The organism is Thermodesulfobacteriota bacterium (assembly GCA_036482575.1).
Classification (GTDB): Bacteria; Desulfobacterota; GWC2-55-46; order GWC2-55-46; family JAUVFY01; genus JAZGJJ01.
Genome location: JAZGJJ010000099.1, coordinates 1 through 10,778, shown reverse-complemented (window position 1 = coordinate 10,778; position 10,778 = coordinate 1). Strand labels below are relative to the sequence as shown.

Annotated in this window: 9 protein-coding genes and 3 tRNA genes; 7 read left to right on the top strand and 5 right to left on the bottom strand. The window is 57.8% G+C overall.

Annotation, left to right across the window (positions count from 1 at the left end):
- Positions 1 to 405: 405 nt before the first annotated feature.
- The 3 genes from pal to V3W31_04360 form a co-directional block, all read right to left on the bottom strand.
- Complete coding sequence (gene pal / locus V3W31_04370) at positions 406 to 939, bottom strand: peptidoglycan-associated lipoprotein Pal (GenBank protein MEE9614175.1); 534 nt, start codon at positions 937 to 939, stop codon at positions 406 to 408.
- Between the two features lie 412 nt (positions 940 to 1,351).
- Positions 1,352 to 2,182, bottom strand: coding sequence for an HAD-IIB family hydrolase (locus tag V3W31_04365; protein MEE9614174.1), 831 nt, complete (start codon positions 2,180 to 2,182; stop codon positions 1,352 to 1,354).
- A gap of 27 nt (positions 2,183 to 2,209) precedes the next feature.
- Positions 2,210 to 3,205: a sodium:calcium antiporter gene (locus V3W31_04360; GenBank protein ID MEE9614173.1), complete on the bottom strand. Its 996-nt coding sequence runs from the start codon at positions 3,203 to 3,205 to the stop codon at positions 2,210 to 2,212.
- 257 nt (positions 3,206 to 3,462) lie between these two features.
- Here V3W31_04360 and V3W31_04355 point away from each other — a divergent pair, with 257 nt between their 5' ends.
- The 4 genes from V3W31_04355 (at position 3,463) to V3W31_04340 (ending at position 5,731) form a co-directional block, all read left to right on the top strand.
- A complete protein-coding gene (locus V3W31_04355; GenBank protein MEE9614172.1) occupies positions 3,463 to 4,281 on the top strand; it encodes an N-acetylmuramoyl-L-alanine amidase in 819 nt (272 codons plus the stop codon).
- A complete protein-coding gene (rph, locus tag V3W31_04350) occupies positions 4,278 to 4,997 on the top strand; it encodes a ribonuclease PH (protein MEE9614171.1) in 720 nt (239 codons plus the stop codon). The genes V3W31_04355 and rph overlap by 4 nt, the downstream gene beginning before the upstream one ends.
- 22 nt (positions 4,998 to 5,019) lie before the next feature.
- Positions 5,020 to 5,610, top strand: coding sequence for an XTP/dITP diphosphatase (locus V3W31_04345; GenBank protein ID MEE9614170.1), 591 nt, complete (start codon positions 5,020 to 5,022; stop codon positions 5,608 to 5,610).
- A gap of 44 nt (positions 5,611 to 5,654) precedes the next feature.
- A tRNA-Pro gene (locus V3W31_04340) sits at positions 5,655 to 5,731 on the top strand.
- Positions 5,732 to 6,062: 331 nt separating this feature from the next.
- Here the strand turns inward: V3W31_04340 and V3W31_04335 are convergent.
- Complete coding sequence (locus V3W31_04335) at positions 6,063 to 7,859, bottom strand: pentapeptide repeat-containing protein (GenBank protein ID MEE9614169.1); 1,797 nt, start codon at positions 7,857 to 7,859, stop codon at positions 6,063 to 6,065.
- A 509-nt stretch (positions 7,860 to 8,368) separates the two neighbouring features.
- On the opposite strand from V3W31_04335, the gene V3W31_04330 reads away from it, so the two are divergent.
- The 3 genes from V3W31_04330 (at position 8,369) to V3W31_04320 (ending at position 9,573) form a co-directional block, all read left to right on the top strand.
- Positions 8,369 to 8,445: transfer RNA gene (locus tag V3W31_04330), tRNA-Arg, on the top strand.
- 73 nt (positions 8,446 to 8,518) lie between these two features.
- Positions 8,519 to 8,595: transfer RNA gene (locus V3W31_04325), tRNA-His, on the top strand.
- Between the two features lie 339 nt (positions 8,596 to 8,934).
- The gene (locus V3W31_04320; protein ID MEE9614168.1) at positions 8,935 to 9,573 is read left to right on the top strand and encodes a methyltransferase domain-containing protein; all 639 of its coding nucleotides are present in this window, start codon (positions 8,935 to 8,937) and stop codon (positions 9,571 to 9,573) included.
- 92 nt (positions 9,574 to 9,665) lie between these two features.
- Here V3W31_04320 and V3W31_04315 read toward each other — a convergent pair whose 3' ends face one another.
- Positions 9,666 to 10,532 carry a leucine-rich repeat domain-containing protein gene (locus V3W31_04315; protein MEE9614167.1) on the bottom strand — a complete coding sequence of 289 codons (867 nt, stop codon included), beginning with the start codon at positions 10,530 to 10,532 and terminating at the stop codon, positions 9,666 to 9,668.
- Positions 10,533 to 10,778: the final 246 nt, after the last annotated feature.

The following is a 10,778-nucleotide window of genomic DNA, read 5'->3' as shown; positions in this document are numbered from 1 at the left end:
GGTCGATAGTTTCTAAATCTGAAACCCCGTCACGGGGTGCTGCCGCACGGTTAATGTCATAAGCGCCCCGATACGGCATTGGTAACGAATACCCGCAAGGGTCGCAGTGAAAGGGAAACACCATCATGGTGCTGCCGCACGGTTAATGTGTATGCGGTCTTCTGTAGCGTTGGCACCCTGTATTGCGGTCGATAGTTTCTAAATCTGAAACCCCGTCACGGGGTGCTGCCGCACGGTTAATGTCATAAGCGCCCCGATACGGCATTGGTAACGAATACCCGCAAGGGTCGCCGTGAAAGGGAAACACCATCATGGTGCGAAGTTATGACGCTACATATAAAAAACCGGGGCCTTCCGACGAACGGACAAAGACCCCGGCCTTTACGGAAACGGCTCTTTAACCCTTTACTTGACGTCGAAGTGCGCGCGCCTGTTCTTCTGCCAGCAGTCCTCGTTACTCTCGCTGCAGAAGGGCTTTTCCTCGCCGTAGCTTATGGTGGTTACGCGGGAGGCGCTTACTCCGAGGTTTACGAGATAGTCCTTTGCCGCCTTGGCCCTTCTCTCGCCGAGGGCTATGTTGTACTCCGTGGAGCCGCGCTCGTCGCAGTGCCCCTCGATGGTCACCCTCGTGCCGGTCTTATTGAGTATCTCCGCGTTCTTCTCCAGTACCGACCTGGCGTCGGCCCTTACGGCGTAGCGGTCGTAGTCGAAGTAGAGGTCCTCGATGGTGTTCCTGGCCTCGGCCACATCCTCCGCGCTCGCCTGGCCTCCGTAGGGTCCGCCACCGCCCGAGACATCATACTCTTCCACTTGATCCATCTTGATATCGGCCGCGCTCCCGCCCTCGGCCCCAGCCCCGCTCTCTACCTTCTTCGGGCCACACCCCGCAAAACCGACGACTACCAGTACGCACGCGAACAGTATAAAGCCTTTTTTCATGATGACCACCCCTTTGATAAGGTTATTTTGCCGTCTTATATCGCCACTCCAACATGATATTAATACTCTCCCCCTCCCCCCCCCCCTGCACGCTCCGCACCGGAGACGGACATACCGGGCTCACCGCCGGGGCCGGAGAGATAAAAATATTCATCTAAAAGTATCAGAAGGGCAGCCGTAATGTCAAGGGTTTTAGGGTATTTCGATTTCAGGACGACCGGCCAGGACGGAAGGTCCGGCCGGAACGGCCCGAAAAGCCTGAAAAATAAGGATGGCGTTGTAGATGCTCACTAATCAGGTAACGCTTTTTGCCTGTAATCTCCCCAGTATCAAGTACGGGGCAGGCCCAGTATCAAGCCTGTCGTGAGTTCATCGAACGGTACGGGGCAGGATTAGTGAGCTAGCACACCTGCTACCTGTCTATCTCTTCGAGTATGTCGATTACCGCGCTGTTCCACCCTGCGGGCCCCACGCCGTCCGCCCTTAAAAGGCCCGGTATCTCGCGGGGCGGCTCTTCGTGGGTGCCGTCCTCCCGCCTTACGAGCACGGGCCTTTCCACCTCCCGGAGCATCTCCATGTCGTTCCAGCCGTCCCCGAGCCCTATCGCGACGACCTTACCATAAAGGCCGGTGTAATGCCTTTTTAAAATCCTCACGGCACGGCCCTTGTCGTGCGGGCCGAGCATGTGGAGGAGCCTCCCGCGCGTCCACCTAAAGCCCCTCCTCTCTATCTCATCGAGTACGCCCCGGAGCCGCTCCCCGTCCCCCCCGTCCCCTCCGTCCCCTTTGAAAAGAAACGGCTCGTCGAACTCGCGCTCGAGCGCGAATGCCGCGTCTTCCGGGGCGAGCCCCGTAACCTCCGAGACCTCACCGGCGGTCATATCGCCAAAGCCCCTGATATCGACCCCCAACCCCACTCGTATCTCTTCAAAAGCCTTCCTTACCTCCCCGTAGGGCGTGCCGAGCACGATAACGGTATAGCCGCCGGTCTCGCTCCCCTCGACCGGAAAGGGGAAGCAACCCTGCGGGATATAGACACCGCCGCCGTTCTCCGAGATAAAGGGACCGCCTGTTCCAAGCCTCGCCCTTACGGCCTCTATCTCGGCCCTGGTCTTGCTCGAAGCGATTACAAGGGGGATGCCCCTCTCCTTTATGCGTTCGAGCGCGGGGAGGGCCTCGGCAAAGGAGTAGTCGGTCGCCTTAAGGAGAGTGCCGTCGAGGTCGGTGAATATGACGGGCTTCATCGGTCGGCACTCATCAGGCGGGATTAATCAGGCTACGCTGAGGACGTAGAAGATATATATGGTCAGGCCCCAGAGGAAGAACAGGGTGAGCGAGTCCCAGCCGACCCTTCCGAAGCTCTTCCGGTCGGACGGGTAGGTAAGCCCCACCACCACCACCGCGGTCATTATGACGGCCATAATCCCGGTGACCACGTGGTTCGTGGATATGTGGGAGAAGAGCGGCCCCGCAGTATAGAACATATCGTCCACCGCAAGGACCAGGACGTTGAACATGTTGCTGCCGAGCATGTTGGCTATGGCCATATCCTGAGCGCCTATCCTTACCGCCGTTATGGAGACCACCACCTCCGGCAGCGAGGTCGTCATCGCCACGAACACCGTACCCACGAACGAGTTCCCGAGCCCGGTCATCTCGGCGATGCCCTCGGCCACGAACGGGAGCCATGTGGCCGCGAAGACGATGACCAGCGCGTTAACCACATACATGGTCCATGCCTTCTTGAGCGTGATGTCGGCGTAGTGGCCGGCCTCCACGACCTCCTCGACGAACTCCTTTATGGCCGTCTTCTCGTAGACGTACACGGCCCTCACGCCTATCAGGTAGACGACTATTATAACGGGCGTGTAGAGCCCTACGTGGGCGAGGCCCGGGAAACTGCCCCCGACCATTATGGAGACGAGGACGACACCCATAAGGGCCACACCGAAGCCGGCCGAGAGGAGATGCCCCTTGTCCGCCTTGAAGAATATGGGCTTGTGGCCGTTCATTACGTCCAGGATGGCGAGTATGGCGAGGTTGTAGATGCATGAGCCCATGATGTCCCCGAGCGCTATGTCCGGGGCCCCTACTATGGCCACGCTGCTCACGCCCGTTATAAGCTCCGGGAGCGAGGTGATGCTCGCCATGAGCACGAGCCCTATCCAGGCCCTGCCGAGCCCGGTCTTCTCCGCGATGACGTCGCCGTACTTCGAGAGCTGCGAGCCGCTCGCGACTATCAGAGCGGAGCAGAATATAAACTGCAACCAGAGAATAGGCCTTGCCTCCTTTTCCGCCGAAAAGTCCGCCCTTCCGGGCGCAGAACCTATCTAATATCTCATAAGAAAAGACAGAAGTCAAAAACATACCGGGTGCTGCACGGCTAATGTCACACGCGGCCCTATTACAACCTTGCTACCGAATACCCGCAACGGTCGCCGTGAAATTGAAACACCATCATGGTGTGCCCCCGTTTTAATTGACATATCGCTTTTATAAAACTAAAATAGATACGATGCGAGGCGTGGCGAGACATACGGCGTTGGTCCTATCCCTTTCCCTCGCCCTTTCGGCGTGGTCGCCGGGCGCCGCCCTCTCCGACGAAACGGGGGACGGAGAGAAACGCGCGGTAAAGGTCATCGTGATAGACCCGGGGCACGGGGGCGAGGACTCGGGGGCCACGGGGGCCACGGGTGTAAAGGAGAAGGACGTAACGCTCGGGGTGGCAAAGGCGCTCAAGAAGGCGCTTACCGAAAAGCTCGACATCAAGGTGCTCCTCACAAGGGACGACGACAGATACGTAGATCTGGAGGAGAGGGCCGACATTGCCAACGAGGCCGGGGCCGACCTTTTCATAAGCATCCACGCCAACGCGGCGTACCGGCGGGGGGCCAATGGGGTCGAGACCTACTTCCTCAGCTTCGAGGCCTCCGACGACGACGCGAGGAAGACCGCCGCGTTCGAGAACAAAGTCGTAAGGCTCGACGGCAAGGCCGAGGACGCGCCGGAGGACGACCTCAAGTCGATCCTGTGGGACCTTGTACAGACAAAGGCGCACCACCAGAGCTCGGAACTGGCCGAGTTCATCCACGTCTCGCTCCAGAAGACGATGGGCGGAGAGGACAGGGGCGTCAAGCAGGCCCCGTTCCGGGTGCTCGTCGGCGCTACCATGCCGGCGGTGCTCGTGGAGGTGGGCTTCATATCGAACCCCAGGGAGGAGAGGAACCTCTCCGGGAAAAAGGGACGCAACAGGATCGCCTCGGCCATCTCCAAGGGGGTGGCGGAGTTCGAAGAAGCACTGCGCGGCAGTGCGGGCTACGTAAAGCTGGGTGAGGCGAGATGAAAAGATCGGACGGAAGAAAGGTCGACGAGCTGAGACCCGTCACTATAGAGAGGAACTACCTGAAGTTCTCCGACGGCTCGGCCATGGTCGGGATGGGCAACACTAAGCTTATCTGCACGGCCACTGCCGAGCAGAGCGTACCGCCGTTCCTGAGGGGGACGGGCCGGGGCTGGGTCACGGCCGAGTACTCGATGCTCCCGGGCTGCTCCCCGAGGAGGATACCCAGGGAGAAGAGCCGCACCGGGGGGAGGACCCACGAGATACAGCGCCTTATAGGGAGGAGCCTCCGCGCCGTGACGGACCTCGACAAGCTCGGCGAGAGGACCATATACATAGACTGCGACGTCATCCAGGCCGACGGCGGCACGAGGACCGCGGCGATTACCGGCGCCTTCGTAGCGCTCGGCGACACGCTTAAAGGGCTTGTCGCCTCCGGCGCCATAGAGTCCGTCCCCGTATTCGACTCCGTGGCCGCGGTAAGCGTTGGTATCGTGGACGGCGAGTGCCTCCTCGACCTCGCCTACGACGAGGACTCGACGGCCGAGGTAGACATGAACGTCGTTATGACCGGCAACGGCAAGTTCATCGAGGTACAGGGCACCGCCGAGACGGCCCCCTTCACAAAAGAAGACATGGACCGGCTCCTCTCGCTCGCCTCCGCGGGCATAGGGGAGCTTACCGCCTTTCAACGCAAGGTAATGGAACTCGCCGACTGACCCCCCTCCCCTTCCCCGGACCATGAAAATCGTGCTTGCAAGCACCAATAAGGGCAAGATAGAGGAGATACGCGGACTCCTTCAAGGGCTCCCCGTGGAGGTACTCACGCTCGATGAGTTCCCGGAGATAGAGCTCCCGCCCGAGACGGGTTCGAGCTTTAAAGATAACGCGCTCGTGAAGGCCCGCTTCGTGGCGGAGAAGACCGGGTGCACGGCGCTGGCCGACGACTCGGGGCTTCAAGTGGAAGCCCTCGGCGGCAGGCCGGGGGTAAGGTCCGCGAGGTACGCCGGAGAGGGGGCCACCGACAGGGAGAATAACGCAAAGCTCCTCGTAGCGTTGAAGGACGTTCCCCCGGGGAAGAGAGGGGCCCGCTTCGTCTGCGCCGTCGCCCTGGTAGAGCCGTCGGGCGCGGAAGAGACGTTCGAAGGGCAGTTCGAAGGAGAGATAGGCTTTGAGCCGCGGGGAGAAGATGGGTTCGGCTACGACCCTATCTTCATGCTGTCGGAGAGGGGAAGGACTGTGGCCGAGCTTCCTCCGGGCGAGAAGAACCGCATAAGCCACAGGGCGGAGGCGCTCGCAAAACTCCGGGAACGGCTCCGCCGAACAGGATAAAGGGCTTGAAAAAAAGGGTATAACGTGTTTTTATTATAGTTTGACGGGGCGTGGCGCAGCCTGGTAGCGCACCTGCTTTGGGAGCAGGGGGTCGGAGGTTCAAATCCTCTCGCCCCGACCAGTAAAATCAAGGAGTTACGGTGTTTCACCTCTGACTATTTTTTTGTAGGTTCTGACTACATCTGACTACACTGCAATCATTCGCTGGGAGGTAACCCACTAAAAATAAAGAGGATTCCAGAACTCACTCTTACTTTTTTAGCAGGGGGTCGGAGGCCAAAGCCTCTAACAAATCAAGGGGTTACGGCATCCGCCGCAACCCTTTTTTCTTTGAAGTCTGGCTACACCTAACTAACCATAACATTGGCGCACCTGCTTCTTTAGCAGGTGGCCGAAAATGCAAACCTTTAGGCCCGACCAAGAAGACAAAATAGCCGCGAAAGTGCTTTTTTTTAATCTATGAGAAACCGCTCAAGGCGCATTCTTATTCCCTCCAGTGGTCCGGGTATATCTTTACCACAGCCCAGATCCTCGTCGCGATAGGCCATTTGCCAGATTCTGGCCTTGGTGAGTTGATCGCAGGATAGCCCCATTACCTCCCTGAGGTCCGTAGTGGAGAGGTCCGCCCCGGAGAGCTTCGCAAAGAAGAATTTCGCCCCGGTGAGGGTCGCCCCTTCGAGGTGCGCCCCGGTGAGGTCCGTAGTGAAGAGGGTCGCCCCGGTGAGGTCCGCCCTGGAGAGGTCCGCCCCGGTGAGGTTCGCCCCGGTGAGGTCCGCCCCGGTGAGGTTCGCAGCGAGGAGGTGCGCCTCGGAGAGGGTCGCCCCGAAGAGGTGCGCCCCGGTGAGGTCCGTAGTGAAGAGGTCCGCCCCGGTGAGGTCCGCCCCGGTGAGGTACGCCCCGGTGAGGTCCGCCCAGGAGAACTCCGCCCCGGTGAGGTCCGCCCCGGTGAGGTCCGCCCCGGAGAGCTTCGTCCCGGTGAGGTTCGCCTTGGGGAGGTTCGCCCCGGTGAGGTCCGTCCCGGAGAGGTCCGCCTTCTGTAAGTTGTAAGGCCGCCCTTCATAAGCAAAAGCAACAACAAAGATTTGAAAAAGCATAAGGGCAACCATGGCGATCGGCCACATGGTCCCCGCGAACCATCTTATGTGCTCGGTCCCCTGGAGTGTGCTTTTCACATAGTGATAGAAGAAGATCCCGGAATACACTGCCAGGTTCAACAGCGCCACGTGGCATAAAGTGCCGAGCCAATCCTGCCGCACAATGTATCTCCCCCAAAAGAAGATAAGCGTCAGTGGCGTGAACCACCAGGCGAGAATGACGGAGATCACGTTTTGCGTCCGGGACATCAATGGGCGTTCTTTTTTCATCAACTCGATGTGGGAGTACATAAGACCGTTTAAGAGCCAGGGGTATGCCCTACGGTCAAGGGGGCGGCCGTCGCGGAAGAAGGCTGGGAGCCCCGCAAGCCCTTGACAGAGGCGCAGGAAGTAGATGTGGAAGTAGATGTAAAAACCGACAAGGAATGCCGGGGCCGCCCAGTAGAAGTAGACCACTGGCACCTTGGCCATGATTATGGGGAGCGGCGACGAGGCGGAGTTTGTCAGGAGGTCGGCGTCCGTGGTCGTTCCGATTGCGATAATGCTGTAGACGCATCCCACCAGCATGGCTAGGAATATCTTTCTCGCGTTCTTGGACGCCTCGATGACGTTTTCCAGCCCATCCTCCTCGGAGGATGCAATATGCGGCGGCAGATTTTTTGCTCCGGCAATCCTTGCCCCGCCGAACTGCTCGGCTTTAAGGTTTTTTACTCCTTTCAGGTCCGCCTCGGAAAGGTCCGCCCCGTAGAACACCGTCCCCTGAAGGTCCGCCTCGGTGAACTTGGCCCCGTGGAGATCGGCATTCCTGAAGTTCGCATCTCGTAGGTCCGCATTGTTGAGTCTCGCCTCGGCGAGGTCCGCACGGGTAAGGTTCGCCCCGATGAGGTGCGCCCATCCGAGCCGAGCCTCGGTGAGGTACGCCTCGGTAAAGTTCGCCTTGTTAAAGTTCGCAATGGTGAGGTTCGCCCCCCCGGTAAGGATCGCCCCGGAGAGGTCCGCCTTGAAGAGATTCGCCCCGGAGAGGTCCGCACCGGAGAGCTCCGCCTCGGAGAGGTCCGCCCTGGCTCCCTCTTTCCCGCGCGAGTCCACCCACTTCTCATGGGCGACGAGGATCTCCTTTAGTTCGTCCTCCGGTATCTTGCGATATCTACTCATTCCGGCCACCTTTACAGACCACTTTACCAGAGGAAACGCGCCGTTGTCTATCTTTTACATGTAAGGGATGCCCAATTTTACGTGGCGTCGAGCTCCCCGGTGATGATGACCTCGGCACCGACCTCCGGTGGGTGGAGGCCCTGCATATTCGGCGAGAGGATATTGACTGGAGCTACGATATAGTGTATCTTAGTATAACGAAGGGCGGCGAGAAAGACACCTGTGTACTGCCCAATTAATAGGCATGCTGACTACATAAGTCAGCTGACGCAGCCGGAAAAGCGCGGAACTAAACGATAATACAGGCGTCACATATTTTTTGGGAGCAGGGGGTCGGAGGTTCAAATCCTCTCGCCCCGACCACCACCTGCGGTGGAGCGGTTACGGGCATCACATAGCCATCGCGAACGCACAGACAGCACAGGGTCGCATATATCGTTAACCGTGCGGCAGCACCCTGCGGTGGGGCAGTTTTTGAAGTTAACAGGCACGTATTTATTTCAACATGAGCGCCAGTAGCTCAGGTGGATAGAGCAACTGCCTTCTAAGCAGTGGGTCGGGGGTTCGAGTCCTCCCTGGCGCGCCAGAATAAACCGTATCCCGTGACCGTTATCCGTGACCGGACACGGAAGACGGACACGAATAACGATCTTTACATGGTGGGCGTAGCTCAGTTGGTTAGAGCACTGGTCTGTGGCACCAGGGGCCGGGGGTTCGAATCCCCTCGTCCACCCCATATTTTACGGGCTCCGGATAAGCCCCCTGAACAACGCATCGGGGGTTCGTCCGGAATGTCCGTTGAGCCGAAAGGCGAGACGGACAATATGAACGGAACACTTCCTCACTGGAGCGTACGGAGCCAAAGGCGAAGTACGCTTATCCCCTCGTCCACCCCAGGTTTTACGGTCTTAGGATAAACCTCGAAATCAAGCGATTTCCCCCCTTGCCCGGAAAGTCCAAATACCCCTGAAAAAGAACCCTTTAAAACCCAGGTCTTGACAGGGCGGGGCTGATAGGAGTAGATTTAAACGGTTCTAATCGCTGAGAACAGTAACCCGTATAAGGAGATATTAATATGCACGAAAGTTCTATCCTACGAATGAAATGGTTTGCGGACCATTACGCCTCACAAATACCCAAGGGTGAAGTAAAGGTGCTTGATGTTGGCAGCCATGATGTAAATGGTTCGTATAAGCATCTCTTTGCCGGGAAGAAGTATCAATACACAGGGTTGGACATGGAGAATGGCCCCAACGTAGATATTGTTTTAGAAAATCCATACGATTGGGACACAATTATGACAGACAGTTTTGATGTGGTGATCTCGGGACAAGCATTTGAGCATATCGAATTTTTTTGGATTACCATGACAGAGATGACGAGAGTCCTGAAAAAAGACGGGCTGTTATGCTTAATTGCACCAAATGGCTTTGATGAACACCGGTATCCGGTAGATTGTTATCGCTTTTTTACCGATGGAATGGTGGCTTTAGCCAGATATGTCAGTTTGGAAACACTGCATGCACATACTAATTGTGCGCCGAGTGAACATGATGCTAACTGGTATAGTGAAACAAATGCCGACTCGATTTTGATAGCGAAGAAACCTTATGATGGACAGCCGCGGCATCCGGTTCTAAAAGCCTATAAGTGTATCCCGAAAAATCAAGAAGTACTTAGAGATGGTCTGGTGCCATATGCCGGGAAAAAGTGAAAAGGCATTAAACGACCGTAGCATAAGGTAAGGCACCGACTATTTCAGATTGAAAATATAGTCTAAGTATAAACCCAGGAATCCGGGCGCCGTCAGCAGCTGGACGGCCCTTCGCCGCTATACTGGATATCTATGGCGGGGTTGTTTGAGATGATCGTCGGCATATCAATGCAGTAGGCGCCATCGCCGAGCGGGTTATTGAGGAGTTCGAGGTGCGTCAGGCCGGTAAGGCCGGTGAGCGCGGAAACGTCGCTTAGTTGGTTCGAGTTCAGCTTCAGCTTGGTCAGGGACGCAAGCCCGGCGAGAACGGAGACGTCGTTCAGTTGGTTGGCGGTCAGGTCCAGCCAGACAAGCCTTGTAAGCCCCGAGAGCACGGAGATGTCGCTTCTCTGGTTCGAGCCGAGGTTCAGCACGGTCAGGCTCGTAAGTCCCTCGAGGGCGGAGATGTCGTTTATCTGATTGGAGCCGAGGTTCAGCCGGTCCAGCTTCGTAAGTCCCGCCAGCGCGGAGATGTCGCCTATCCGGTTACTCGTCAGGAAGAGCCAGACGATCTCCGTAAGCCCCTCCAGCGCGGAGATATCCTCTATCAGGTTCTCCATCAGAAAGAGCCGCTCCATCTTTGCAAGCCCCGCGAGAGGGGAGATGTCGACTATCCGGTTGCGGCTCAGGTTCAGCCTGGTCAGATTTTCGGCACGTTCGAGACCGGTAAGGTCGGCTATCCCGGTGGCGGCGGCGGCAAGGGAGGTAAGTCGCAGCATGTCGGCGGGGGTAGGGTCAATAGTGCCCAGGGTCTTCTCTATGGCGGCCTTGAGCTTCGGGTCGGGGATATACACCTCCTCCGCCCCCCCAGCCCCCTCCGCATCTATATCGTCATCCTCCGGGGCCGCATAAGGGCCCGCAAGGGGGAAAAGGACCAGCGTCATGGCAAGCAGTATCGCGTACAGGCGGTGCCTTTTCATTAGCACCCCTCCTTTCGCCGCACGCTCGTCTAACGGCAGGCGGACGACGGGCGGGCACAACACTATTATTACGTCTCAAGGGAAGGTACCGGAAAAGGTTTCAACGGAAAAGTCGGTTATCCGAACTCGGAAGCCGCGCGGCTAGAGGTTTAAAGAGCGATCAAAGAAAGATAACCGCGGCCTCCCCTCATCCCCTTCCCTCTTGCGCTCAACACAAAAAATCTAAACCGCGCACCCCCCACCACC

Coding starts and splice junctions, on each gene's coding strand:
- pal (MEE9614175.1), bottom strand. CDS start 939: ATGAAAAAAGGCTTTATACTGTTCGCGTGCGTACTGGTAGTCGTCGGT.
- V3W31_04365 (MEE9614174.1), bottom strand. CDS start 2,182: ATGAAGCCCGTCATATTCACCGACCTCGACGGCACTCTCCTTAAGGCG.
- rph (MEE9614171.1), top strand. CDS start 4,278: ATGAAAAGATCGGACGGAAGAAAGGTCGACGAGCTGAGACCCGTCACT.
- V3W31_04345 (MEE9614170.1), top strand. CDS start 5,020: ATGAAAATCGTGCTTGCAAGCACCAATAAGGGCAAGATAGAGGAGATA.
- V3W31_04335 (MEE9614169.1), bottom strand. CDS start 7,859: ATGAGTAGATATCGCAAGATACCGGAGGACGAACTAAAGGAGATCCTC.
- V3W31_04320 (MEE9614168.1), top strand. CDS start 8,935: ATGCACGAAAGTTCTATCCTACGAATGAAATGGTTTGCGGACCATTAC.
- V3W31_04315 (MEE9614167.1), bottom strand. CDS start 10,532: ATGAAAAGGCACCGCCTGTACGCGATACTGCTTGCCATGACGCTGGTC.